We start from the raw sequence: 24,130 nt of genomic DNA, 5'->3' as shown, positions 1-24,130 counted from the left end.
AAACCGCCCCCGTTTCCGGGGGCGGCCTTGAAGCACCTTCTAGATCCGGAACGGATTAGAAGTCGTACTGCACCTGGAACCGCACGTAGCGCGGATCGTTGAAGAACTTGGCAGCACCGTAGTTGTAGTAGTTGCGGTACGAGGCCACGCCGCTGTAAGCGAACTTGGTCTCGTAGACCTGGACCGGCTTGATGTTGTTGAACAGGTTCAGCACGTCAACATTCAGGCGCAGACCCTCGGCCCAACGCGGCTTGTACACGATGCTCGGGCTGAAGGTAACGACCCACGGGGTGCGGCCGGCGGAACCCACCGGGCTGACCACGTCGTCCGCGGCGCGATCCATGTTGGCGCCGGTGTTGTTGGCACCGGTATCGCACACGTGGAACACGCCGGTGTAGCCGTACTCGGTGCCGAAGCTGCCGTAGCCGCCGCCCAGGCAGGAGATCGGCGAACCCGACTGCGCCATCAGGTTGAAGCCCAGCTGCCACTCCGGAGTGAAGGAGTACGAACCGAACACCTTCAGGCTGTGGCGGTGGTCGTTGAACAGGTAGCCGTCGGCACCGATCATGAGCTCGGCGAAGTCGAAGTCCGAGGTCGTGCCGGTGTCGTCCTGACCGTTGGTGCTCTTGACCAGGCCTTCCAGGTTACCGGTCAGCTTGGACCAGGTGTACGAGGCGCTGACGTTCCAGCGCTCGGTCGCCTTGTCCGCGCTCAGGGTGATGGCCTTGTAGTCACGCTTGGCCTTCGGACCCAGGGCAGCGCCCGGAACGGTGACGGTGACGATGTTGCCGTCGACGTTCAGGTCGGTGGTCAGGGTCATGTCGCGACCCGGGTTGAAGATGTAGCAGCCCGGGATGCCACCCGGAACGGTCCACTCGTCCTCCCAGTTGGACAGGTCGTAGCCGGCGTCCACGCCCGCGTTGTACAGCGCACGCGCATCGCAGGTGTCGTCGATGGCGTTGTCGACGCGGCGGTAGGTGCCCTTGATGCCCAGGGTCCAGCCGTCCAGGAAGTCGTTGGCCGAATCCAGGCGCTGCTGGTAGCCCAGGATCAGCTCGTCCTGGGTGTAGGGCTTCAGGCCGCGGGCGGCCACGGCTTCCGGATTCGGCACGCTGCCGTCCTCGCCGTTGTGCACCAGGTTGTACGCACCGTCGGCGTAGCTGCCGGTGGTGTTCACCGGCACCTTGGTCACCGGATCCAGGCCACCGGTGTAGGTGTAGTAGAAGTCGGTGTAGTACGAGGCCGAAGCGGCGCGCAGGGCGACGTTGGCGGCGATCGGCAGGGAGTAACGGCCGACCGAGCCGAACACCTTGGAATCACCGTTGCCCAGGACATCCCAGGTGAAGCCGACGCGCGGCTGCCAGATGTTGTCCTGCTTCACGAAGGTGATGCCGTTCGTGTTCTTGTTCTCGAACGAGTCGTTACGCAGACCCGCGTACAGCATGAAGTTGTCGGTGATGTTCCAGTTGTCCTCGATGTACCAGGACTTCTGGTTGACCTGCACGCTGCCGCCGTTGAAGTAGCGGATCTGGTTGTAGATGTCGACCGACTCGTCGGTGCCCAGGAAGTAATCGGACGTGGTGATGTAGTACACGTCCTGGGCGGCGCCCTGGAACGACTTCCAGCGCTCGTCGCTGTAACCGAACGAGATCTTGTGGTCGCCCACCAGGTACTCGAAGTCGATGCGGCCGGCGTCGCGCTTGTTCGAACCACCGTAGATGTCCACCGAGCTCACGGTGGCGCAGCCGATGTTCTGGCCGAAGTTCGAGCTGTCCGGACGGTAGTCGAGGACGTACGGGCAGGTCGGCGAGGAGTTGATGTCGCCGCTGTACTTGTTCTCGATGCCGTCGGCGTTGACCGTGTAGTCAGAGTTGGTGTTGTCCATCTGACCATACTGCAGCGACATGGTCAGGGCATCGCTGAGGTAGGAGGTCCACTTCAGGATGTGGGTGGTGCCACCGTTCTCGAGGATCTCCTTGCCCTGGTAGGTGCCCTTGCTGACGCTGGCGTCGGCGTCCAGGCTGGAGTAGGTCGCGGTGTAGCGGTTGTAGGTGCCCTTGCGGGTATTGTCGAAGCCGGTGTACTCGACGTGGTTGTTGTCGTTGACGTACCAGTCCAGCTTGGCCACCCAGTACGGCTGACGCGACTTGTAGTCGTACATGGTGGTGTTGCGGTTCGTGGTGTACGGCGCAGTCGGCGAGGTCGAGTAGCCGTTACCACGGGCAGCGTAGCTGGTCACGTCCTGGTTGCTGAACGAACCCAGGGCGAAGAAGAACAGGCGATCCTTGATCAGCGGACCGCTCGCCCAGAAGCTCAGGTTGTCCGAGGACGACTTGTTGTTGCCGTAGCTGCGGAAGATGGTGCCGTCGCTCAGCATCACCGGATCGGGCTGCTCGCGCAGCGAATCCGGCACGACGGTGTAGCTGAAGCCGCCCTTCAGCTCGTTGGTGCCGCGCTTGATGTTGACGCTGGTCACGCCGCCGGTGGAGAAGCCGTAGCGGGCGCCGTAGCCGCCGGTCTGCACGTCCAGCTGGTCGATCGCCTGGTACGGAACCTCGGAGAACGACAGGTTGTCGTACAGGTTGGTGACGTTGAAGCCGTTGACGTAGTAGCTGTTCTCGGCCGCCGAGGCGCCGCCGAACGAGGCGTTGCCGAAGTAGTCACTGCTGGCGGCAGTGCCCGGGGTCAGCAGCGAAACGGCGGTGACGTTGCGGGCCACCGGCAGCGAGTTCAGCTGGTCGGCGGTGAAGGTGGTGCGGGTCTCGATGCTGGTGAGGTCGATGCCGTTGACCGAGCCCATGCCGCGGACCTGGACGACGTCCAGCGAGGTCGCGTCGGCGGCGGCGAACGAGGCGGTCACGGCCTTACCGGCAACCACGGTGACGACGGTGGTGCGGCCATCGGAAGTGGTCACTTCGTACTGGCCGGCCGGCAGGGCCGGGGCACGGAAGCGACCGTCGGCACCAACGGCGAACTCGCGGACCTGGCCCGAACCCAGGTTGCGCACCTGGACCTTGCCGGCGGACGCGTCGAGCGTACCGATGATGTCGCCCGAGGTGCTCTGGGCGTAGGCCTGTTCGGCCGGGATCATGGTGGCCACAGCACCGGACAGCGCCAGTGCCAGCAGGCTCACCTTCATATAGTTACGGCGGCGGCTGTCACCGCCCTTAGTTGCAAAAGACATTAGTCCTCTCGATTCAAATGCTTATGGGACAGTGGCCGCGAAGCTAAGCCTCGCCAGCGGTCCCAACCTATACCATTTCAAATAAAAATTAAAGTTACGTTACTGACTCGCAAAGGAAGTCTTGTAAGCACCACAAAGGTGCGCTATGCGCCCCCGTTTCGATCTACAAAAAGCCCGCTGTAGCGCCTTTGGCGAGCAATTCCGGTCCAGCCCCATTCAGGTGCATTCATAGCCAAAGGGAGTTAGCAAGCGCATCCCAGAAACAGATCGTCCCACAAATAGAACGAACTAATGAAACGCCCCGTATGGTGGGTGCTGGGACCGGGTCGTATTCAGGCGCGGTGGTAGGGGTGGTTGGCCAGCATGGCCGCGGCGCGGTACAGCTGCTCGGCCACCACCAGGCGCACCAGCATGTGCGGCAGGGTCAGCGGGCCCAGGGACCAGGATTCGTGGGCCATGGCCCTGACCTCGGGGGCGTGCCCTTCCGGGCCGCCAATCAGGAACGCCAGGTCGCGACCCTGCTGCCGCCAGTGCTCCATGCGCGCGGCCAGCTGTTCGGACGACCAGGGCTTGCCGGGCACGTCCAGCGTGACCACGTGCGCGTTCTTCGGCAGCGCCGCCAGCACGCGCCGGCCTTCGTCCTCGATCGCCCGCTGCGGATCGCGGCCCTTGCCGCGCAGGCCCGGCTCCACTTCCACCAGTTCCAGCGGCATCCAGTGCGAGAGCCGCTTGCGGTACTCGGCGAAACCCTCGGCCACCCAGGAGGGAGCGCGTTCGCCGGTTGCGATCAGACGTGCCTTCATCGGCACATGATACGCACCACCAGGCCGCAGCCAGGCCGCCCCGCGCCTGCCTGCGCAATGCACGGCCTCTCCTGCCCGCTCCCTGGCTGCCACCGGATCCGCGCGCCAGTCACGCGGCGGGAACGAGCGGCTGGCCGGGGCAGCGGAGGCCGCGGCGGGCCGGCACGCCCGATTGCGTCACACCGCCTTCCCGCGGCCGGCGGGCGTCAGGAGCGGCGGCGATCAACCCGGCACAAGCCCGGCAGCGAGGCGGTTGCGGGGCCGCAGTCGCACCAGCGCGCCACGCACGCGCGGGCACGCCTTCTGCACGCAGGAGCGCGACGCCCACCGGCGCAGGAACGCAAAGGCCGCGCCCAGGCGCGGCCCTTGCTTCGTGCGGTGCCGCCCGCATGCGCGGGTGCTGGATCAGCCGGCGTCGTCGACGTCCGCGGCCGAGCGCGGCTGCCGGTCGCCGACGCTCCACAGCCGCTCCAGCGCGTAGAACTCGCGCACCCGCGGCAGCATGACGTGGACGATCACGTCGCCCAGGTCCACCAGCACCCACTCGGCCTCGCGCTCGCCTTCCACGCCAAGCGGCTGCGCGCCGAGCTTCTTGGCGAACTTCACCACCTCGTCGGCGATGGACTTCACGTGGCGGGTGGAGGTACCCGAGGCGATCACCAGGTGGTCGGCCACGCTGGTCTTGCCGCGCACGTCGATCTCCACGACGTCCTTGGCCTTGATCTCCTCCACCGCGGCGCGCACGGCGGCAAGCAGCTTGTCGGCGGAAGGGGGCGGCTCGGGCAGCCGGGGCTTGATGACGTGGGCCTGGTTGTTCAAGGAAGACTCGAGGTAGCTGGGGAATGGCCGGCACTTGGCCGACAGGGGTGCGGATTATACCGGCGGCGGCGTCACGTACCCGTCACGCCGTGCGCACCCTGCCCGGCACCGTACAGGCTGTGGCGGAGGATGTAGCCGGCCACTGCCGGCGGCACCATGCCCTGCCAGCCCGGATCGCCGGCGGCGATCGCGGCTCGCACCGCGCTGGCCGACTGCGGATGCAGCGGCTGCCGCAGCGCCAGGATCCGGCCGCCGGCGGCCGCGGCCAGCGCCGCCGGCGAGTCGCACCAGCGCCCTTCGGTGGCTGCCGCCAGCTCCGGTGGCAGCCCGCGGTCGACCGGCTCGTCGCCGCGACTGGCCACCACCAGGTGCGCCAGCGACAGGATCTCCCGCCACTGGTGCCACTGCGGCAGCGAGCGGAAGCTGTCGGCGCCCAGCAGCAGCGCCAGCGGCGCGTCTCCGCCGTGCAGCACGCGCAGTTCGCGCAGGGTGTCGATGGTCCAGGACGGGCCACTGCGCTCCAGCTCGCGCCGGTCCACGCGCAAGCGCCGATCGCCGGCCGCGGCCACATCGAGCATGCGCGCACGATGGTGGGCGCTGGCGCCGGGCACGGCGCGGTGCGGCGGATCGGCGGCCGGGGCCAGGGTCACCGGCACGCCGAACGCGTCGGCGGCTGCGCGGGCGATGGCCAGGTGGCCGCAATGGACCGGATCGAAGGTGCCGCCGTACCAGAGCCTGAGCATGGCCGGCGGACTCACCCGGCGGTCGCGAGCAGCCGGGTGGCGGGGGTATCGGCGATTGCCAGCAGCAGCCGCTCCAGCAGCAGCCACGGATCGCCGGCGGCGCGGCCCTTGGCCGCGCGGTCCACGCGCGAGGCGTAGGCGGCGAACCGGTTCCAGCGCAGCGGCGCGGCGTGCCGCTGCAGGGCACGCTTGAACGGCGCCTGGCGTGCCTCCCACAGGCCTTGCGACTTCATTTCCGCAGCGAGGTTGGCGCCACGCGCCTGGGCACGGGCCAGCGCGGCGGCGCGCAGCAGCTCGCGGATCACCACCGGCATCAGCCCGGCCACCTGCTCGCCCTCGGCGCGCAAGCCGGCCAGCATGCGCCGCACCTGCGCCGCCTGGCCGGACAGCGCGGTCTCGACCAGGCGGAACACGTCGTAGCGGGCGGCGTCGGCCACCAGCGATTCCATCGTGTCCAGGTCAAGGGTCGCGCCCGGTGCCAGCAGCGCCAGCTTGTCGATCTCCTGCGCGGCAGCCAGCAGGTTGCCCTCCACCCGCTCGGCCAGGCCCTGGACCGCCTCGGGGCTGGCGCGCAGGCCGCGGTCGCGCAGCCGGCGCTCGATCCAGCCCGGCAACTCGTGCGGCTTGAGCGCCCAGGCGATGGAGACCACGCCGTGCCTGGCGACCGCTTCGTACCACTTGCCCTGGTGCGCCTTGCTCCATTCGTTGGCCACGATCAGCAGGGTTACGTCCGGCGGCGGGTTGGCGCAGAAGGCCATGATGACTTCCGAACCGGTCTTGCCCGGCTTGCCATTGGGCAGGCGCAGTTCCAGCAGGCGGCGCGAGGCGAACAGGCCGGGCGCGTCGAAGCTGGCCGATAGCGCATCCCAGTCCGGCTCGCGGCCCTCGGCCTCGAACACCTCGCGCTCGGCGCCCTCGGCGCGCGCGCGCGCGCGCACCGCGTCGGCGGCTTCCAGCACGTGCAGGGTTTCCGGGCCTGCGACCAGATAGGCCGGCTGCAGCGGCTGCTTGCCCACATGCGCGACCAGCTGTTCGGGCTTCAGCTCCATCGGGCCGGGCCTGGCTGCATCGGATTCACCGCACCGGGGCGTCGAGGGAGGCGGGCCCCTCTTCCGTCGCCCCGGCTTCGCCCGGCACGGGCGCGGCCGGCGTGGCCTCCGGCGCACGCACCGGGCGCGCGCGCGAGGGATCGGCGCGGACCACGCTGTCGAGCCGGCGCAGGATCGAGGCGGCCATCTCGCGGCGCAGCTCGTCGGCCAGGATCTCGCGCTCGCTGCTGGTGCCGGTGGCGTCCTCCGGCGGCGACACGTAGTCGCGTGCCAGTTCCACCGACTGCCGCGGCACCAGCACGGTGCCGTCGCCCAGCACCGCGGTGAACACGGTGGCGTAGCGCAGCGAGAATTCCTGGGCGCGGCCCTGCTCGTCGATCGCGATCGGCAGGTCGCCCCAGCGCTCGGACAGCACTTCCAGGCGCAGCACCTCGCCCCCGGCGGTGCCCTCGTCGGCCACCTTGGCGCCGGCGTTGCGCAGGTTGCGCTCCAGCAGGGTCACCAGCGAGCTGTACGGGGTGCTCGAGTACACCTGCACCGGCGGCGCATCGCTGGGCAGGGCGATGCGGTCGCGCAGGTGGAAGCCGCATCCGGCCAGGGCCAGGGTGGCGAGGAAGAGCAGCGCCCGGGCGGGCGGGGACGCGGTCGCAATCATGTGGAGAAGTCTGGACGAGGCCGCGACGGGCGGCAACAGGCGCGAAGCCTGACCGATTCCCCGTGAACGCCGCTTGAGAGCACCGGCGCCGGCACTGCCACCCGGATGCAATACGCGCAGCGCGGATCGGGGGATGGACGTTCAAGGCGTGGGTGCCAAGGCTCCTCCGCACCGACAGCGCCAGGCGGGAACAACCGACGCTACCTCCCCCCCAGGTTGGGTGCTGTCCGCACGCAGCGCGCACGGGGGATGGAAGCATGGCAGCGGCGGTGCCCAAGGTTCCGCAAGGAACCTTGGGCAAGCGGCCGCAGGCCGCACCCGCCGTGAACATCGGCGCCGCTACGCGGCGACGATGTTCACGATCTTGCCCGGCACCACGATCACCTTGCGGATGGCCAGGCCTTCCAGGTACTTGGCCGCGTTCGGCTCGGCCTTGGCCAGGGCCTCGATCTGGTCGCGCGGGGCGTCGGCGGCGACCTCGATGGTGCCGCGCAGCTTGCCGTTGACCTGCACCGCCAGGGTCACCGCGGCGCGCACCAGCCCCGCCGGGTCGGCCTTCGGGAACGGCACGTCCTCCAGCAGCGTCTCCGGGTGGCCCAGCACCTGCCACAGCGCGTGGCTGGCGTGCGGGGTGATCGGGTTGAGCAGCAGCACCGCCGCCTCCAGCGCCTCCTGGCGCACGGCGCGGCCCTGCGGGCTGGCGTCGTCGAACTTCGAGACCGCGTTGAGCAGCTCCATCACCGCGGCGATGGCGGTGTTGAAGGCGTGGCGCACCTCGTAGTCGTGGCCCACCTTCTCGATGGTCTCGTGGGTCTTGCGCCGCAGCGCCTTCTGCCCGGCATCCAGCGCGGACACGTCCAGCGCCGGCGCGGGGCCGTCGGCGGCGTGCTTCTGCACCTGCGACCACAGCCGGCGCAGGAAGCGCGCCATGCCGTCCACGCCGGCCTCGTTCCACTCCAGCGACTGCTCCGGCGGCGCGGCGAACATCGAGAACAGGCGCACGGTATCGGCGCCGTACTTGTCGACCATCGCCTGCGGGTCCACGCCGTTGTTCTTGGACTTGGACATCTTCTCGGTGCCGCCGACCAGCACCGGCTGGCCGTCGGCGCGCAGCACCGCGCCGGTGACGCGCCCGCGCTCGTCGCGCTGCACGTCGACGTCGGCCGGGTTGATCCAGTCCTTCGAACCGTCCGGGTTCTGCCGGTAGTAGGTGTCGGCGATGACCATGCCCTGGGTCAGCAGGTTGGTCGCCGGCTCGTCGCTGTCCACCAGGCGCGCATCGCGCAGCAGCTTGTGGAAGAAACGGAAGTACATCAGGTGCAGGATCGCGTGCTCGATGCCGCCGATGTACTGGTCGACCGGCAGCCAGTAGTTGCCGCGCTTGTCGACCATCTCCCGCGCCTTGGGCGAGGTGTAGCGTGCGTAGTACCAGCTCGACTCCATGAAGGTGTCGAAGGTGTCGGTCTCGCGCTCGGCGTCGGCGCCGCACTCCGGGCACTTGCACTTGCGCCATTCGGGATCGGCCTTGATCGGCGAGCCGACGCCGGTGAACTCCACGTCCTCCGGCAGCAGCACCGGCAGCTGGTCCTCCGGCACCGGCACCGCGCCGCACTTGTCGCAGTAGATCACCGGGATCGGGCAGCCCCAGTAGCGCTGGCGGCTCACGCCCCAGTCGCGCAGGCGGTAGTTGACCCGGCGCTGGCCGCGGCCCTGGCGCTCGAAGCGCTCGGCCAGGGCCTCGAACGCGCCGCGGTAGTCCAGGCCGTCGAACTCGCCGGAATTGACCAGCTCCAGGTCCTCCCGGGTCTTGTCGCCGTACCAGTCGCGCCAGGCCTGCGCATCCCAGGTCGCCTCGTCCTCGTTGCGCGGCGACTTGAGGCGGATCACCTGCACCTTGGGCAGGCCGTACTTGCTGGCGAACTCGAAGTCGCGCTGGTCGTGGCCGGGCACGGCCATCACCGCGCCGGTGCCGTAGCCCATCAGCACGAAGTTGGCGACCCAGATCGGCACCTGCTCGCCGGTGACCGGGTGCACCGCCTTCAGGCCGGTGTCCATGCCGCGCTTTTCCTGGGTCTCGATGTCGACCTCGGAGACGCTGCCGCGCTTGAGCTCATCCAGGAACGCCGCCAGCGCCGGATTGGCGGCGGCGGCCTTGACCGCCAGCGGATGCTCGCCGGCGATGGAAACGAAGGTCACGCCCATCAGCGTGTCCGGGCGGGTGGTGAACACCCGGATCGGCTCCAGCGCCGCGCCGGCCGCGTCGACCACCTCGAACTGGATCTCCAGGCCCTCGGAGCGGCCGATCCAGTTGCGCTGCATGGTCTTGACCGCCTCCGGCCAGCCCGGCAGCTCGTCCAGGCCGTCCAGCAGCTCCTGGGCGTAGTCGGTGATGCGCAGGAACCACTGCGGGATCTCGCGCTTCTCCACCAGCGCGCCGGAGCGCCAGCCGCGGCCGTCGATCACCTGCTCGTTGGCCAGCACGGTCTGGTCCACCGGGTCCCAGTTGACCACCGCGTTCTTGCGGTAGGCCAGGCCCTTGCGCATCAGGCGCACGAACATGCGCTGCTCGTGCACGTAGTACTCGGGCGTGCAGGTGGCGAACTCGCGCGACCAGTCGATGGCGTAACCCAGCGACTTCAGCTGGGCGCGCATGTGCTCGATGTTCCTGTAGGTCCATTTAGCCGGGGCGACCTTGTTCTTGATCGCCGCGTTTTCCGCCGGCAGGCCGAACGCGTCCCAGCCCATCGGCTGCAGCACGTTGTGGCCGGTCATGCGCTTGTAGCGGCTGATCACGTCGCCGATGGTGTAGTTGCGCACGTGGCCCATGTGCAGCGCACCGGACGGGTACGGCAGCATCGACAGGCAGTAGTACTTGGGCTTGTCGGAGGACTCGTCCACCTCAAAGGCGCGCGTCGCTTCCCAGAACGCCTGGGCGGCGGATTCGACCGGCTTGGGATCGTAGGCGGAGACGTTTTCGGGGACGGCGGACATTTGCAGTTCGCGGCGGCTGCGGCAAAGTCCGCAAGGGTACCGCAGTGCAGCATCCGGCTCCACCCGGAACGCCTGCCGCCCCGGGCGCGGAAGCCCCTTCCCGGCAGCGCCGGCTACCATCGTCCAGCCACCACCAAGGCCCCGGACATGCCGACCCGGTTCCCGCCCTCCCGCCCCCGCCGCACGGCTCCCGTATTCAGGGTTTCCGGCGCGGGCGCGCGCCCCCCGCTCCCGCGTGCCGGAGAGCGGGCGTGAGCGGGCACTGGCTGGGCTTCGTGGCCGCGACCCTGACCACGGTGGCCTTCGTGCCGCAGGCGCTGAAGACCCTGCGCAGCCGCGACACCCGCGGCATTTGCCTGGGCATGTACGTGGTGTTCACCGTGGGCCTGTGCTTCTGGCTGGCCTACGGATCGTGCTCGGCTCGTGGCCGATGATCCTGTCGAACGTGGTCACCCTGGTGCTGGCGCTGCTGATCCTGGCGCTGAAGCTGCGGCACGGCTGAGCCGCGGCCTGGGTTCAGCCGGCCGTGCCCAGCCGCGGCTGGGCCGCCGCGGCCACGCCCCAGCCCAACCAGCCGAGGATGGCCAGGCGCTGGGCCAGGGCCGGACCGATCCAGTCGCCCAGCAGGAAGGCGCCGGCCAGTACCAGCACCGCCGCGCCCAGGGAGACCGGGGCCAGGCGGCCGGCACCGCGGACCCCGCGCAGCCCCAGGGCAAGCGCGCCGCCACCCAGTACGAAGCCCAGTACCCAGGCCAGCCAGGCGAGCGGGTGCCAGCGGCTGGCACCCGCATCCAGCGCCTCCAGGTCCAGCCGCAACAGTCCCTGGGCGGCGAACGCCAGCGCCCCGACCAGCAGCAGCTGCAGGCCGATCCCGGCCAGCAGGCGCGATCCGGGCGGCAGGCCGGCGCGCAGGCGCAGCACCTGCCAGGCCTGGGCCAGGCCCGGTGCCACGTAGGCGGCCAGCCCGAACGCCAGGCCGGCGCCGCCGAGCTGGCGCGCGCCCAGCAGGCCAAGCGGGTGGACCAGATGCGAATAACCGTCCAGGCACGCCGCGGCGAGCACTGCCGCCGCCACACAGGCCAGGGCCGCCGCGACCGCGGCCGCGATGCGCATCCGCGCCGATGGCGCGCTCACGCGGCGCCCCCGGCGCGTGCGGGAAACGCGGACGGCAACGGGAGGAAACGTGACATGGGGCTTGCGCGGGGCCGTGGCGGGCCGGCCATGCTCCGCCGCCAGGCCGCTAGACTGCAACCCCGGCGTGCGTCGCGCCCTTGCAAGCCACGGTCGCGGCCCCATCTGTCCACTTTCCCGATCCGGATGCCCGCAATGTCCAATCTCCCCCACGTCGTCGACGTCACCACCGACAACTTCGAGACCGAGGTGCTGCAGAAATCGCTGCAGGTGCCGGTGCTGGTCGATTTCTGGGCGACCTGGTGCGGGCCGTGCAAGTCGCTGGGCCCGATCCTGGAAAAGCTGGCCGGCGAGTACGGTGGCGCCTTCGTGCTGGCCAAGGTCGACGTGGACCAGCAGCAGCAGATCGCCGCCGCGTTCCAGATCCGCTCGGTGCCGACCGTGTTCCTGCTGGTCGGCGGGCAGCCGGTGGACGCGTTCCAGGGCGCGCTTCCGGAAGGCCAGCTGCGCCAGTTCCTGCAGCAGCACGGCATCCAGCCGCTGGCCGGCGCCGAGGCCGCCGAAGCCGACGCCGCGCCGCTGGATCCGCACGAGGAAGTGCTGCGCCTGCGCCAGGCGGTGCAGGCCGAACCGGACAAGGAAGAGCTGAAGCTCGACCTGGCCCTGGCCCTGCTGCGCACCGGCGCGGCGGACGAGGCCGGCAAGCTGCTGGACGCGCTGCCGGCCAACCTGGCCGCCGACGACCGTGCGGTGCGCGCCCGCGCGCGCCTGGGTTTCGCCGCCCTGCTCAAGGACGCGCCGGCACAGGCCGCCCTGGAACGGGCCGTGGCCGCCGACCCGGACGACCACGCCGCCCGCCACCTGCTGGCCGTGCACCAGCTGGTCGGCGGCGATTCGGCCGCCGGCCTGGAGAACCTGCTGGAGCTGCTGCGCCGCGGCCGCGACTACCAGGACGGCCTGGCGAAGAAGGCGCTGATCGATGCCTTCCGCGTGGTCGAGGACGAAGACCTGGTCGGCCAGTACCGCCGCAGGATGGCCTCGCTGCTGTTCTGATCCATGCCGCCGGCGCGGCACCGCCGCCGCGCCGGCCGCCTCACATCCCGCGGAAGCGGTGCAGGAACGCGCCGCTGACCGGCAGCACCTCGGGATGGCCCTTCAGCCGCAGGCCGTGGCGCCCCAGTTCGTTGCGCAGCAGGCGGTCGATCGCCGCGACCCGGACCACCACGCCGCGGTGCACCTGCCAGAAGACGTCCGGGTCCAGCCCCATCAGCAGTTCCTTCAGCGGCGTGCGGATCAGCGCGTTGCCGCCGGCGGTAGCCACGCGCACGTACTTGTCCTGCGCCTGGAAGAACAGCACCTCGTCGATGCCGATCATGCGCACGCTGTCGCCGACGCTGGCGGTGATCCAGCGGATCAGCTGCCCGCCGCGCGGGCGCAGGCGCGCCTCCAGTCCGTCCAGCAGCGCCTGCAGGTCGGGGCCGCCGCCCGCGGCGCGCTCCTGCAGCCGCTGCCGCAGCCGCGCCACCGCCTGTTCCAGGCGTCGCGGCTGCAGCGGCTTGAGCAGGTAGTGGGCGGCGCCGGCCTCGAACGCGCGCACCGCGTAATCGTCGTAGGCGGTGGTGAACACCACCAGGCCGCCATGGCCGGCCACCGCACGCGCCACGTCCATGCCGCTGGCGCCGGGCATGCGGATGTCCAGGAACGCGACCTGCGGCCGGTGCGCGGCCACCGCGTCCAGCGCCGCCTCGCCGTCCTCGCACACCGCCGCCAGCTCCAGTTCCGGCCAGGCCAGGCGCAACTGTTCGACCAGCGCGCGCCGCTGCGGCGCCTCGTCCTCGGCCACCAGGCCAACCACCTTTCCCGTGCTCACGTCCCTGCCTCCTCCAGTGCCGAACGCTCCAGCGCGATCATGGCGACCACGCCGCCGCCCTCGCGCGGCTGCAACCGCAGCGATGCCCGGCGGCCGAAACGGTGTGCCAGTTGTTCGCGCACATTGGCCAGGCCCATGCCGCTGCCAAGGCCGGGCTTGAGGCCGGCGCCGTCGTCGAGGACGCGGACCACCAGGTCCCCGCCCTCGGCCGAAGCGTCGATCTCCACCCGTCCCGGCCCTGGCCTGGGCTCGATGCCGTGCTTGACCGCGTTCTCCACCAGGGTGATCAGCAGCGCCGGCGGGAACGGCAGGCCGCGCAGCGCCTCCTCCACGCGCACCGTCCATGAAAGGCGGCCGCCCGTGCGCACCTGCATCACCGCCAGGTAGCTGGTGCAGATGTCCAGCTGCTGGCCGAGGGTCGAAAGCAGCCGGTGGTCGTCGCGCAGGCGCGGGATGGCCGTGCGCAGGAACGCGACCAGCGCGTCCAGGGCGGCCTCGGCCTGGGCCGGATCCTGGCGCACCAGCGCGCGCACCGAGGCCAGGGTGTTGAACAGGAAGTGCGGCTCGACCTGGGCCTGCAGCACGCCCAGGCGCAGGTCGGCCTCGCGCACGCGCGCGGCCATCGCCTCCAGCTCGCGCGCGTGGCGGTGCTCTTCCCAGCGCCGGCGCTCGCTGAAATACGCCGGCAGCGCCAGGCCACCACCCAACAGGGCATGCAGGATGGCCAGCCCGATCAGCTCGAGGAAGCTGCGGGCCGCGTTGAGCACCGGCCCCAGGTCCGGCGGTGGGGTCCGCTGCAGGCCATGCGCGTGGACCAGTTCCCTGATGTGGGCCGAAACCACGATGTCCACTGCGACGCCAAGCGCGATGCCAAGGAGGACCGCCGCCACCACCGCCCGGCGTTCGCGCCGCGCCGGCCAGCCACGATGGCGCACCCAGGTGGCCATTACCGGTGCCAGCATGGTGAACAGGCAGAAGAAGGCGAACTGGACCGCGGCGTAATACAGCCCGAACCAGCCATCGCGCGTGCTCAGCCCGGTCACGGTCCCGGTCAGCGTGGCAAGCAGCGCACTCATCCCGCAGAACAGCCAGGCGCGCCCGAGCAGCCAGGGCCGGCTGAACACCGGGTACTGGCGGTAGTGGCCCCAGGCCGCGTGGCTGCCCACCAGCACCTCCGGCGGCAGGACCTGCTGCAGCGGATAGTCCGCGTCGGTTTTCATCCCGTGGCTTTCCTCGACGGTCGCCGGCATTGCACAGCAGCGCCGCCGGCATGGCCCGCGGCGGCGCCAGGCGCCGGGCCACGTCCATCCGCGTGCGGCCGCCGGCGGGACAGCATGCGCGGCGTGGCGCCAGCGCATGCCCCGTTCCGCCAGGTGCGCACGGGACATGGCCGGGCCGATGCGGCAAGGGTGTCCATGCAGGCATTCCCTGCTGTCCTGGGTGCCGCCATGATCGGCGTCCAGGCCGGGCCCGTGCACGCCTGCGACGGACGCGGCCGCAGGCGCGACGAATGCCCGCCTGCGCGGCGCGGGCGCTCAGCCGGCCAGCAGGCCCGCCAGCGCCTTGCGGTAGCGCGCGGCGATCGCATCCGCGTCCACGTGGCGGCCGGCGCGCACACGCACCTGGCCCGCCACCCGGGTCTCGGCCACCAGCGGGCGGTTGCCGGCGAACAGCCAGCGGTCGGCCAGGTCGTCCGGCGTGGCCCCGGCCAGCTGCGCGGCGCCGGCATCGAGCAGGACGAGGTCGCCGGAGGTATCCGCGAAGCCGGTGGCATCGGCCGCACTGGCGGCCACCCCGGCCAGCAGGCTGGCGCCGACGCGCGGGTGGTCCACGCTGGCGACGATGTTGCGGCGCCGCGCGCAGAGCCGCTGGCCGTATTCCAGCCAGCGCAGCTCCTCCACCGGCGACACCGACACGTGCGAATCCGAGCCGATGCCCCAGCGGCCGCCGGCATCCAGGTATTCGCGCAGCGGGAACAGCCCGTCGCCGAGGTTGGCCTCGGTGGTCGGGCAGATCGCCACGGTGGCGCCGCTGGCGGCGATGCCCTGCACCTCCCCGGCGTCCAGGTGGGTGGCGTGGACCAGGGTCCAGCGCCGGTCCACCGGGAAGCGGCGCAGCAGCCATTCCACCGGACGCTCGCCGCGCACCGCCAGGCTGGCCTCGACTTCGGGCACCTGCTCGGCGATGTGCAGGTGGATGCGCGCGTCCGCCGGCAGCGCCGCCAGCACCGCGCGCATGGCGTCCTCCGGCACCGCGCGCAGGCTGTGGAAGGCGCAGCCGACGCACAGCATGTCGTCCTGCAGCGGGCGCAGCGCCTCCAGCAGGCGCAGGAAGCCGTCCACGTCGTGGGCGAAGCGCCGTTGCCGCGGCGACAGTGGCTCGCCGGCGAAGCCGCCGCTCATGTACAGCACCGGCAGCAGGGTCAGGCGGATGCCGGCATCGCGCGCAGCGGCGACGAGCGCGCGCGACATCGCCGCCGGATCGGCGTAGGGCGTGCCGTCGGGCTGGTGGTGCACGTAGTGGAACTCGCACACCGTGGTGTAGCCGGCCTCCAGCATCTCCGCGTACAGCTGCGCGGCCACGGCGTAGGTGCTGTCCGGATCCATGCGCGCGGCGAAGCGGTACATCAGCTCGCGCCAGGTCCAGAAGCTGTCCTGCGGATGGGTGCGGTGCTCGGCCAGCCCGGCCATCGCCCGCTGGAAGGCGTGCGAATGCAGGTTGGCGATGCCGGCCAGGGCGAAGGAGTGGCGATCGGGCATGGACGCATTGTGCCCGGCGGACCGCGGGCCGGCATGTGCGTGCGAGAATCCCGGCCATGACCGACGCGATCCCGATGGCCCGCGAGGGCTTCCGATGACCCGCCCGCCGCTGTGGGACGGCCTGCTGCTGGATGCGCGCCTGGCCACCCTCGACGGCCCCGGCTACGGCCTGGTGGAGGACGGCGCGCTGGCGTGGAAGGACGGCCGCATCGCCTGGGTCGGCCCACGCGGGGCATTGCCGGCCGGCGATGGTCCACTGGCCGCGCAGGTGCTGCAGGCCGGCGGTCGCCTGGTGACGCCGGGCCTGGTCGACTGCCACACCCACCTGGTGTTCGGTGGCAACCGCGCCGGCGAGTTCGAGCAGCGCCTGGCCGGCGCCAGCTACGAGGAGATCGCCCGCGCCGGCGGCGGCATCGTCTCCACCGTGCGCGCCACCCGTGCCGCCGATCCGGCCAGCCTGCTGGCGCAGTCGCTGCCGCGCGCCCGCGCGCTGGTGGCCGACGGCGCCACCACCGTGGAGATCAAGTCCGGCTATGGCCTGGACTTCGACAGCGAACGGCGCATGTTGCAGGTCGCGCGCCAGGTCGGCGCCAGCCTGGGCATCGAGGTGCGCACCACCTTCCTCGGCGCGCACGCGCTGCCGCCGGAGTACTCCGGCCGCGCCGACGACTACATCGCCGCGGTCTGCGAATGGTTGCCGCGGCTGCACGCCGAAGGCCTGGTCGACGCGGTGGATGCGTTCTGCGAGCGCATCGGCTTCGATGCGGCGCAGACCCGCCGGGTGTTCGAGGCCGCGCGCGCGCTCGGCCTGCCGGTGAAGCTGCACGCCGACCAGCTCAGCGACGGCGCCGGCGCGGCCCTGGTGGCGGAATTCGGCGGGCTCTCGGCCGACCATGTCGAGCACACCTCGCCCGAAGGCGTGGCGGCGATGGCACGCGCCGGCACGGTGGCCGTGCTGCTGCCCGGCGCCTTCCACGTGCTGCGCGAGACGCGGTTGCCGCCGCTGGATGCATTCCGTGCCCGGGGCGTGGCGATGGCGGTGGCCACCGACTGCAATCCCGGCACCTCGCCGCTGCAGTCGCTGCGCCTGGCCATGTCCCTGGCCTGCACCCACTTCCGGCTCACCCCGGAGGAAGCCCTGCGCGGGACCACGGTGCACGCCGCGCGTGCGCTCGGGCTGCATGATCGCGGCCGCCTGGCCGCGGGCCTGCGTGCGGACTTCGTGCTGTGGAACGCGAAGGCGCCGGCCGAACTTTGCTACTGGCTGGGCGGCAACCTGGCGGCCTCGGCCTGGAGCGGTGGCCGCCAGCTGTACTGAGGCGCGGGAAATCCTGCCCCGAAACGCAGAACGCGGCGCCAGGCGCCGCGTTCCGGGAGTACTGCTGCGAGGAGGCGATCAGCCGGCCTTGGCCACCGTCTTCTTGGCCACGGCCTTCTTCACGACGGTCTTCTTGGCCGCCGGCGCGGCCGCACCCGCCGCGGCACGGGTGCCACCATGGCGGCGCGCGTTGCCGTAGCTGGAGTTGTAGCGCTTGCCCTTGGCGGTCTTGCGGTCACCCTTGCCCATTCATTTAACTCCTTGATTTCGAATAACTTGGACGGCGCGCGGCGCGCGACAGGGCGGCAAGCCTAGCATGCGCGCTCAATGGGCGCAGCTGGCGTCATGAACATGGCCATGGTTGAGCCGCAGGTTCAGCACGTGGGCCACGCCGACCAGGGTGCCGCCGAAGGTCATCGCCACCGCATGCGGCACCGCCGCCTCGTGCAGCGGCGCGTACAGCAGCCCGGCCCACAGTGCCAGCAAGCCCGGCACGAGCAGGCCCAGCGCGCGCAGCGCACGGTGGCGGCGGTAGCTCCAGCCCAGGCTGAACACGCCCAGCAGGCTGACGAAGGCCACCAGGGTCCATTCCACCCCGTCGTCGAACCACAGCGACATGCCCAGCGCCGGCACCGCCGCCAGCAGCAGCGGCGTCAGCGCGCAATGGATCGCGCACAGCAGCGAGCCGGTGGCGGCCAGGCGATCGACGAGGCGGTGGTGGTGGCGGTGATGGGGCATGGGCGGGGGGGGCTGGCACCGGAATGAGCGATACATTATAACATCCGCCCTCCCACGTCACCCCCAAGGACCTACGCATGCCCGATCCGATGCGTTCCCCCGCTTCCCGCGTCCTCGTCCGTGCGCCGCTGGCAGCCTCCATCGCGCTGGCCTGCGCGGGCCTGCCAGCCCTGGCGCTGGCCCACGACGACCCCACCGAACTGCCGGCGCTGCAGGTCACCGCCTCGCCGCTGGCCGGCGATGCGGAGACCCTGGCACGCCCGGTGGAAGTGCTGCAGGGCCAGGCCCTCGATGACGCGCGCGCCGCGACCCTGGGCGAGACCGTGGCCCGGCTGCCCGGCGTGCAGACCAGCTATTTCGGCCCGGGCGTGGGCCGTCCGATCCTGCGCGGCATGGACGGCCCGCGCGTGCAGGTGCTGGCAAGCGGGCTGGGCAGCCAGGACGCGTCCACCGTCAGCGCCGACCATGCCGCCAGCGTGGAGCCGTTCCTGGCCGACCAGATCGAGGTGCTCAAGGGCCCGGCGACCCTGCTGTTCGGCAGCGGGGCCATCGGCGGCGCGGTCAACGTGGTCGACGGCCGCATCGCCCGCGAGCTGCCCGGCGCACCGCTGTCCGGCCGCGCCGAGCTGCGCGGCAACACGGTCAACAACGAGCGCAGCGGCATGTTCCGGCTCGACGGCACCAGCGGCGACAACCTCGTGCTGCACGTGGACGGCCTGCTGCGTGATACCGGCGACTACGACATCCCCGGCCAGGCCCACGCCGCGCACGACCACGACGCGGGGGAGGAAGGCCACGAGGCCGCGCCGGGCCGCCTGGGCAACAGCGCGATGCAGACCCGCGCCGGCGGCCTCGGATTGACCTGGCTGGGCGATGCCGGCTACCTGGGCGTGGCCGCCAGCACCTACCGCAGCGAGTACGGCATTCCGCCGGGCGCGCACGTGCACGCCGGCGACCATGGGCACGGGGAAGAGGAACACGGCGACGGGGACGCGCACGGCCAGGAAGACCACGCCCACGACGTGCGCATCGACCTGCGCCAGGACCGCCTGGAGCTGAAGGGCGGGATCTACGCACCGGCCGCGTTCCTGGAGCGGATCGACTTCCACGGCGCCTGGAGCGATTACGAACACGTGGAACTGGAAGGCGGCGAGGTCGGCACCCGCTTCACCAGCAGCGGCTACGACGCCCGCGTGCAGGCGGTGCAGAAGGAACTGGGCGGCTGGCGCGGCGCCTTCGGTTTGCAATCCGGGCGGGTCGATTTCGGTGCGGTGGGCGCCGAAGCCTTCGTGCCGGCCACGCTGACCCGCAGCCACGGCCTGTTCGTGCTGCAGGAAAAGAGCGCCGGCCCGCTGAAGATGGAATTCGGCGCGCGCCACGACCGGGTCGAGCTGGAACCGGAAGGCGGCAAGCCGCGGCGCAGCTTCGGCGCCACCAGCCTCTCGGCCTCGGCGATCTGGAAGCTGGCCCCGTCCCTGGACCTGCGCCTGGGCGTGGACCGCTCCGAGCGCGCGCCCACCCAGGAAGAGCTCTACGCCGGCGGCCTGCACGTGGCCACCGCCTCGCTGGAGGTGGGCGACGTCGGCCTGGACACCGAGTCCGCCCTGCGTGGCGAGATCGGCCTGCACGCGCACCACGAGCGCTTCGACCTGGAGCTGTCGGTGTACCGCAGCCGCTTCGACGAGTTCATCCACCTGGCCGATACCGGCGTGTCCGAGCACGAGGTGCCGGTGCGGCTGTGGACCCAGGCCGACGCGGTGTTCACCGGCGCCGAGGCCGAGGCCGTACTGCACCTGGCCGACAACGCCAGCGGCCGCTGGGATCTGCGCCTGTTTGCCGACCACGTGCGCGGCGAACTGGACGGCAGCGGCACGCGCACGGCGGCGTTCGAGGTGCCGCACGGCGACCATGCCCACGCCTACGTCGTGGAACTGGACAACCGCGGTCCGCTGCCGCGCATCGCGCCCGGGCGCTTGGGTGCAAGCCTGGCCTGGGACCTGGGCGGCTGGCGCGCCTCGCTGGGCGCGGTGCGCTACCGCGCGCAGGACCGGGTGGCAGGCAACGAGGAACCAAGCCCCGGCTACACCCTGGTCGACGCGCACCTGTCCTACGGCTGGGAACAGCCGCACGGCGGCCGCTGGGAGCTGTTCCTGGATGGCAGCAACCTGGGCGACACCGAGGCGCGTCCGCACACCTCCCTGCTGCGCGAATACGCGCCGCTGCCGGGACGCGCGGTGGCGTTCGGCGTACGCGCCTGGTTCTGACCTCGCACGATGCGCGCGCCGCCACGCTTCGGCGGCGGCGCGCTTCCATAAATACGTGCATATGCACGTATAGTGGCGGCCCGCCCCACGCAGGCCGCCCGCATGCCCGCCCCGCACTCGCCTTGCACCTGCTTCCGGCTGCGCCGCGCCGCACGCCTGGTGTCGCAGATCTACGACCACGCCCTGGCCGGCGCCGGGCTCAACGTCAACCAGTATTCGCTGCTGCGCCACGCGCGCACGCCGCAAAGCCTGGGCACGCTGGCCGCGAGCCTGGGCATGGACCGCACCACCCTCAGCCGCAACCTGCAGCCACTGCTGCGCGACGGACTGGTTGCCGAAGTCCGCGATGAGGATCCGCGCCGGCGCGTGCTGGCACTGACCGCGGCCGGCCGCCAGCGCCTGGCCCGTGCACGCCCGCTGTGGCAGCGCGCGCAGCGGCGCATCGACGCCCTGCTCGGCAGCGGCCCGCTGGGCCAGCTGCACGCCGCGCTGGACGCACTGGACGACGCACTGGCCAAGGAGACAGGGGAATGAGCGCGGACACTGCCCGCACGCCCGGCACCCCCACCCTGGTGGTGGCCGCCGCGGTGATCCTGATGCTGACCATGGGTGCGCGCCAGACCACCGGCCTGTTCGTGGCGCCGATCCACCTGGATACCGGCGTCGGCATCGCCACCATCAGCCTGGCGCTGGCGATCGGCCAGTTCGTGTGGGGCGCGGTGCAGCCGGTGTTCGGCGCGCTGGCCGACCGCCATGGCTCCGAACCGGTGCTGGTCGGCGGCGGCCTGCTGCTGGCCGCGGGCCTGGCGCTGGTCCCGTTCCTGCCTTCCGGTCCGGGGCTGATGCTGAGCCTGGGGGTGCTGACCGCCGCCGGCGCGGGCGCCGGCAGCTTCTCCATCCTGATCGGTGCCACCGCCGGGCGGCTGCCGCCGCAGCGGCGCTCGTCGGCGGCCGGTTTCATCAATGCCGGCGGCTCGCTGGGCCAGTTCGTGTTCGCGCCGGTGCTGCAGCTGGTGATCGGCGCGGCCGGCTGGACCGTGGCGATGCTGGGCATGGCCGCGACCTCGCTGCTGACCCTGCCGCTGGCGCGCTGCTTCCGCCGCCGCGAGGGCGAGGCGCCGCCGGCGCACGAGGGCTTCGAGGACCGCGGCCTGCGCCACCAGCTGGGCGTGGCCGCACGCGACCGCAGCTACTGGCTGCTGCACCTGGGCTTCTTCACCTGCGGCGTGCACGTGGCCTTCCTGGTCACCCACCTGCCCGGCGAGGTGGCGCTGTGCGGCCTGCCGGCCAGCGTCTCGGCGGTCTCCATCGCCCTGATCGGCCTGTTCAACATCGCCGGCAGCCTGGCCGCGGGCAAGCTGGGCGAGCGCTTCCGCATGAAGTGGATCCTGGCGGCGATGTACGCCAGCCGCGCGCTGCTGATCGCGCTGTTCCTGCTGGCCCCGCCCAGCGCCTGGACCTTCTACCTGTTCGCCGCCGGCCTCGGCTTCACCTGGCTGGCGACGGTGCCGCCGACCGCCGGCCTGGTCGGCAAGCTGTTCGGCCCGCGTTACCTGGGCACGCTGTTCGGCCTGACCCTGCTCTCGCACCAGGTCGGCGGGTTCTTCGGCGCCTGGCTGGGTGGCGTCGCATTGGAGGGCACCGGCAGCTACCAGTGGATGTGGTACGCGGACATGGCCCTGGCGCTGGTGGCCGCAGTGGCCAATGCACCGATCAGGGAGCGGAAGCTGGCACCCGCGGCGGCCTGACCGCCGCAAGCCACGTCCGGGCGCGCCGGCTCAGCCGGCACAGCGCGCGCACAGGCCGTGCACTTCCAGGGTCTGCGCCTGGGGCTGGAAGCCCAGCGCCTTGGCGCGCGCGTCGAGCTGGGCCACGACCTCGCGGTCCTCCAGCTCCACCGCGCTATGGCAGCGGTCGCAGATCAGGAACGGCACGGAGTGCTGCGCGCTGTTGGGATGGTGGCAGGCGACGAAGGCGTTGACCGAAGCCAGCTTGTGCACGAAGCCGTTGGCCATCAGGAAATCCAGCGCGCGGTACACGGTCGGCGGCGCGTCGGCGCCGGCGCCCTTGGTCTCGCGTACCTTCTCCAGCAGGTCGTAGGCCTTCACCGGCTTGCCGGCATCGGCGATCAGCCGCAGCACGTTGGCGCGGATCGGGGTCAGGCGCAGGCCGCGCTCGCTGCAGGCCCGCTCCACCGCCCGCACGAACGCTTCGGCGCTGTGGACATGGTGATGGGGGTCGGTGCAGGCATGCGGCATGGCGCCTCCGTGGTCAGCCCTTTGGAACCTTGGTGATGGCGGCGTCGATGCGCTTCAAGGCCTCGTCGCGGCCGGCCAGGTAGACCGTCCAGGAAATGTCCGGGCTGACCTGGGTGCCGGTGATGGCCACGCGCAGCGGCTGGGCGATCTTGCCCATGCCCAGTTCCAGCGCCGCGGCGGTGTCGTGCAGGGCCTGGCCGACCGCCTCCACCGTCCACTCCGGCAGCGCGGCCAGCAGCTCCCGGGCCTTGGCCAGGGCGGCGTCGGCGCCGGGCTTGAGGTGCTTGGCCACCACGGCCTCGTCGTAGTGCTCCAGCGGGGTGTACCAGACCACGGCCTTCTCGGCCATTTCCTTCAGCGTCTGCGCGCGCTCGCGCAGGGCCACGACCACTTCCTCCGGCTTCGGGCCCTTGCCCAGGTCCAGGCCCAGCTTCTCCAGCTGGTAGACCAGGTGCGGCGCGACCGCGGCCGGATCGGTGGTCTTGAGGAAGTGCTGGTTGACCCAGCCCAGCTTGGCCATGTCCAGGCGCGCGGCCTTGGAGTTGCAGTTGCGCACGTCGAACAGCTCGACCAGCTCCTGGCGGCTGAAGATCTCCTGGTCGCCGTGCGACCAGCCCAGGCGCGCCAGGTAGCTCAGCAGCGCGTCGGGCAGGTAGCCCATGTCCTTGTACTGCATCACGTCGGCCGCGCCGGTGCGCTTGGACAGCTTGGCGCCGGCCTCGTCCAGGATCATCGGCATGTGGCCGAACTTCGGCACCGGGGCGCCGATGGCCTGGTACAGGTTGATCTGGCGCGGGGTGTTGTTGATGTGGTCGTCACCGCGGATCACGTCGGTGATGCCCATGTCCCAGTCGTCGACCACGACCGCGAAGTTGTAGGTCGGGTAGCCGTCCGGACGGAAGATCACCATGTCGTCCAGCTCGCTGTTGGCGATCTCGATCCGGCCCTTGATCAGGTCGTCGAACGCGACCACGCCCTCGGTCGGGTTCTTGAAGCGGATGACGCGGTTGGGGTCGTCGCGGTACGGCAGGTTCAGGTCGCGCGCGGCGCCGTTGTAGCGTGGCTTCTCGCCACGGGCCATGGCCGCCTCGCGCATGGCGTCCAGCTCTTCCTTGCTCTCGTAGGCGTAGTAGGCCTTGCCCTCGGCGATCAGCTGCTCGGCCACCTCGCGGTAGCGGTCGACGCGCTGGGTCTGGTAGACCGGGCCCTCGTCGTAGTCCAGGCCCAGCCAGTCCATGGCCTCGAGGATGGCGTCGATCGCCGCCTGGGTGCTGCGCTCGCGGTCGGTGTCCTCGATCCGCAGCACGAACTTGCCGCCGCGGTGGCGCGCCTCCAGCCAGCAGTAGAGCGCGGTGCGGGCACCGCCGATGTGCAGGTAGCCGGTGGGACTGGGGGCGAAGCGGGTGCGGCAAGTCATGGGGAGGAAGACGTGGACGGAATGGGACATTTTACCCCGCCTGCGCAGCGCCCATGGCCCGGGCCGGTGGCGCCCGGCCGGCCGCGGCGGTGCAGGACGGGCCACGGACCGTCCCCCTGGCCCTGCAGCGC

General features: G+C 71.2%; 21 protein-coding genes. 6 read left to right on the top strand and 15 right to left on the bottom strand.

Going from position 1 to position 24,130, the window contains the following annotated elements; translation table 11 throughout:
* Positions 1–55 precede the first annotated feature (55 nt).
* The 7 genes from EIM47_RS09305 to leuS all read right to left on the bottom strand — a co-directional run bounded on the left by EIM47_RS09305 (position 56) and on the right by leuS (position 10,244).
* Positions 56–3,133: a TonB-dependent receptor gene (locus tag EIM47_RS09305; protein WP_240626195.1), complete on the bottom strand. Its 3,078-nt coding sequence runs from the start codon at positions 3,131–3,133 to the stop codon at positions 56–58.
* Positions 3,134–3,516: 383 nt separating this feature from the next.
* A complete protein-coding gene (gene rlmH / locus EIM47_RS09300; protein WP_019399784.1) occupies positions 3,517–3,987 on the bottom strand; it encodes a 23S rRNA (pseudouridine(1915)-N(3))-methyltransferase RlmH in 471 nt (156 codons plus the stop codon).
* 405 nt (positions 3,988–4,392) lie between these two features.
* A complete protein-coding gene (gene rsfS / locus EIM47_RS09295; RefSeq protein WP_125076729.1) occupies positions 4,393–4,806 on the bottom strand; it encodes a ribosome silencing factor in 414 nt (137 codons plus the stop codon).
* Positions 4,807–4,877: 71 nt separating this feature from the next.
* The gene (gene nadD, locus EIM47_RS09290; RefSeq protein ID WP_125076728.1) at positions 4,878–5,549 is read right to left on the bottom strand and encodes a nicotinate-nucleotide adenylyltransferase; all 672 of its coding nucleotides are present in this window, start codon (positions 5,547–5,549) and stop codon (positions 4,878–4,880) included.
* 11 nt (positions 5,550–5,560) lie between these two features.
* Positions 5,561–6,598: a DNA polymerase III subunit delta gene (gene holA, locus EIM47_RS09285; RefSeq protein ID WP_019399781.1), complete on the bottom strand. Its 1,038-nt coding sequence runs from the start codon at positions 6,596–6,598 to the stop codon at positions 5,561–5,563.
* 25 nt (positions 6,599–6,623) lie between these two features.
* A complete protein-coding gene (gene lptE / locus EIM47_RS09280; RefSeq protein ID WP_125076727.1) occupies positions 6,624–7,253 on the bottom strand; it encodes an LPS assembly lipoprotein LptE in 630 nt (209 codons plus the stop codon).
* A 339-nt stretch (positions 7,254–7,592) separates the two neighbouring features.
* Positions 7,593–10,244: a leucine--tRNA ligase gene (gene leuS / locus EIM47_RS09275; RefSeq protein ID WP_125076726.1), complete on the bottom strand. Its 2,652-nt coding sequence runs from the start codon at positions 10,242–10,244 to the stop codon at positions 7,593–7,595.
* Between the two features lie 251 nt (positions 10,245–10,495).
* On the opposite strand from leuS, the gene EIM47_RS09270 reads away from it, so the two are divergent.
* Positions 10,496–10,678, top strand: a complete 183-nt coding sequence (locus tag EIM47_RS09270) for a PQ-loop domain-containing transporter (RefSeq protein ID WP_240626194.1) — start codon at positions 10,496–10,498, stop codon at positions 10,676–10,678.
* An 82-nt stretch (positions 10,679–10,760) separates the two neighbouring features.
* Here EIM47_RS09270 and EIM47_RS09265 read toward each other — a convergent pair whose 3' ends face one another.
* A complete protein-coding gene (locus EIM47_RS09265) occupies positions 10,761–11,378 on the bottom strand; it encodes a DUF998 domain-containing protein (RefSeq protein WP_125076725.1) in 618 nt (205 codons plus the stop codon).
* Positions 11,379–11,570: 192 nt separating this feature from the next.
* Here EIM47_RS09265 and trxA point away from each other — a divergent pair, with 192 nt between their 5' ends.
* Positions 11,571–12,428 (top strand): thioredoxin, encoded by an 858-nt coding sequence (trxA, locus tag EIM47_RS09260; RefSeq protein ID WP_125076724.1) that lies wholly within the window; start codon positions 11,571–11,573, stop codon positions 12,426–12,428.
* A 40-nt stretch (positions 12,429–12,468) separates the two neighbouring features.
* Here trxA and EIM47_RS09255 read toward each other — a convergent pair whose 3' ends face one another.
* The 3 genes from EIM47_RS09255 to EIM47_RS09245 form a co-directional block, all read right to left on the bottom strand.
* Positions 12,469–13,245 carry a LytTR family DNA-binding domain-containing protein gene (locus EIM47_RS09255; RefSeq protein ID WP_125076723.1) on the bottom strand — a complete coding sequence of 259 codons (777 nt, stop codon included), beginning with the start codon at positions 13,243–13,245 and terminating at the stop codon, positions 12,469–12,471.
* Positions 13,242–14,465, bottom strand: a complete 1,224-nt coding sequence (locus tag EIM47_RS09250) for a histidine kinase (RefSeq protein ID WP_232211018.1) — start codon at positions 14,463–14,465, stop codon at positions 13,242–13,244. Before EIM47_RS09250 ends, EIM47_RS09255 begins: the two co-directional genes overlap by 4 nt.
* 315 nt (positions 14,466–14,780) lie before the next feature.
* A complete protein-coding gene (locus EIM47_RS09245; RefSeq protein ID WP_125076722.1) occupies positions 14,781–16,004 on the bottom strand; it encodes a formimidoylglutamate deiminase in 1,224 nt (407 codons plus the stop codon).
* A 94-nt stretch (positions 16,005–16,098) separates the two neighbouring features.
* Here EIM47_RS09245 and hutI point away from each other — a divergent pair, with 94 nt between their 5' ends.
* On the top strand, positions 16,099–17,322 hold the full coding sequence (gene hutI, locus EIM47_RS09240; protein ID WP_028915555.1) for an imidazolonepropionase: 1,224 nt from the start codon (positions 16,099–16,101) through the stop codon (positions 17,320–17,322).
* 78 nt (positions 17,323–17,400) lie between these two features.
* Here hutI and EIM47_RS09235 read toward each other — a convergent pair whose 3' ends face one another.
* Both EIM47_RS09235 and EIM47_RS09230 read right to left on the bottom strand, forming a co-directional pair.
* Positions 17,401–17,571: a 30S ribosomal protein THX gene (locus EIM47_RS09235; RefSeq protein ID WP_019399589.1), complete on the bottom strand. Its 171-nt coding sequence runs from the start codon at positions 17,569–17,571 to the stop codon at positions 17,401–17,403.
* Positions 17,572–17,646: 75 nt separating this feature from the next.
* Positions 17,647–18,060: a MerC domain-containing protein gene (locus EIM47_RS09230; protein WP_125076721.1), complete on the bottom strand. Its 414-nt coding sequence runs from the start codon at positions 18,058–18,060 to the stop codon at positions 17,647–17,649.
* Positions 18,061–18,137: 77 nt separating this feature from the next.
* Between EIM47_RS09230 and EIM47_RS09225 the strand changes: the two genes are divergently transcribed.
* The 3 genes from EIM47_RS09225 to EIM47_RS09215 all read left to right on the top strand — a co-directional run bounded on the left by EIM47_RS09225 (position 18,138) and on the right by EIM47_RS09215 (position 22,072).
* A complete protein-coding gene (locus EIM47_RS09225; protein WP_125076720.1) occupies positions 18,138–20,324 on the top strand; it encodes a TonB-dependent receptor in 2,187 nt (728 codons plus the stop codon).
* A 102-nt stretch (positions 20,325–20,426) separates the two neighbouring features.
* Positions 20,427–20,858, top strand: coding sequence for a MarR family winged helix-turn-helix transcriptional regulator (locus tag EIM47_RS09220; RefSeq protein WP_164514576.1), 432 nt, complete (start codon positions 20,427–20,429; stop codon positions 20,856–20,858).
* Positions 20,855–22,072 (top strand): MFS transporter, encoded by a 1,218-nt coding sequence (locus EIM47_RS09215; protein WP_125076718.1) that lies wholly within the window; start codon positions 20,855–20,857, stop codon positions 22,070–22,072. The genes EIM47_RS09220 and EIM47_RS09215 overlap by 4 nt, the downstream gene beginning before the upstream one ends.
* A gap of 30 nt (positions 22,073–22,102) precedes the next feature.
* On the opposite strand, the gene EIM47_RS09210 is transcribed toward EIM47_RS09215, so the two are convergent.
* Complete coding sequence (locus EIM47_RS09210; RefSeq protein ID WP_019398190.1) at positions 22,103–22,582, bottom strand: transcriptional repressor; 480 nt, start codon at positions 22,580–22,582, stop codon at positions 22,103–22,105.
* Positions 22,583–22,595: 13 nt separating this feature from the next.
* Positions 22,596–23,999, bottom strand: a complete 1,404-nt coding sequence (gene gltX, locus EIM47_RS09205; RefSeq protein WP_125076717.1) for a glutamate--tRNA ligase — start codon at positions 23,997–23,999, stop codon at positions 22,596–22,598.
* Positions 24,000–24,130 lie beyond the last annotated feature (131 nt).

Source organism: Pseudoxanthomonas sp. SGT-18 (genome assembly GCF_003931645.1).
Lineage (GTDB): Bacteria > Pseudomonadota > Gammaproteobacteria > Xanthomonadales > Xanthomonadaceae > Pseudoxanthomonas.
Note: the sequence above shows the minus strand (reverse complement) of the source record. Positions and strands in the feature narration are given on the sequence as shown.

Coding starts and splice junctions, on each gene's coding strand:
- rlmH (WP_019399784.1), bottom strand. CDS start 3,987: ATGAAGGCACGTCTGATCGCAACCGGCGAACGCGCTCCCTCCTGGGTG.
- nadD (WP_125076728.1), bottom strand. CDS start 5,549: ATGCTCAGGCTCTGGTACGGCGGCACCTTCGATCCGGTCCATTGCGGC.
- holA (WP_019399781.1), bottom strand. CDS start 6,598: ATGGAGCTGAAGCCCGAACAGCTGGTCGCGCATGTGGGCAAGCAGCCG.
- lptE (WP_125076727.1), bottom strand. CDS start 7,253: ATGATTGCGACCGCGTCCCCGCCCGCCCGGGCGCTGCTCTTCCTCGCC.
- leuS (WP_125076726.1), bottom strand. CDS start 10,244: ATGTCCGCCGTCCCCGAAAACGTCTCCGCCTACGATCCCAAGCCGGTC.
- trxA (WP_125076724.1), top strand. CDS start 11,571: ATGTCCAATCTCCCCCACGTCGTCGACGTCACCACCGACAACTTCGAG.
- EIM47_RS09250 (WP_232211018.1), bottom strand. CDS start 14,465: ATGAAAACCGACGCGGACTATCCGCTGCAGCAGGTCCTGCCGCCGGAG.
- EIM47_RS09245 (WP_125076722.1), bottom strand. CDS start 16,004: ATGCCCGATCGCCACTCCTTCGCCCTGGCCGGCATCGCCAACCTGCAT.
- hutI (WP_028915555.1), top strand. CDS start 16,099: ATGACCCGCCCGCCGCTGTGGGACGGCCTGCTGCTGGATGCGCGCCTG.
- EIM47_RS09235 (WP_019399589.1), bottom strand. CDS start 17,571: ATGGGCAAGGGTGACCGCAAGACCGCCAAGGGCAAGCGCTACAACTCC.
- EIM47_RS09230 (WP_125076721.1), bottom strand. CDS start 18,060: ATGCCCCATCACCGCCACCACCACCGCCTCGTCGATCGCCTGGCCGCC.
- EIM47_RS09225 (WP_125076720.1), top strand. CDS start 18,138: ATGCCCGATCCGATGCGTTCCCCCGCTTCCCGCGTCCTCGTCCGTGCG.
- EIM47_RS09220 (WP_164514576.1), top strand. CDS start 20,427: ATGCCCGCCCCGCACTCGCCTTGCACCTGCTTCCGGCTGCGCCGCGCC.
- EIM47_RS09215 (WP_125076718.1), top strand. CDS start 20,855: ATGAGCGCGGACACTGCCCGCACGCCCGGCACCCCCACCCTGGTGGTG.
- EIM47_RS09210 (WP_019398190.1), bottom strand. CDS start 22,582: ATGCCGCATGCCTGCACCGACCCCCATCACCATGTCCACAGCGCCGAA.
- gltX (WP_125076717.1), bottom strand. CDS start 23,999: ATGACTTGCCGCACCCGCTTCGCCCCCAGTCCCACCGGCTACCTGCAC.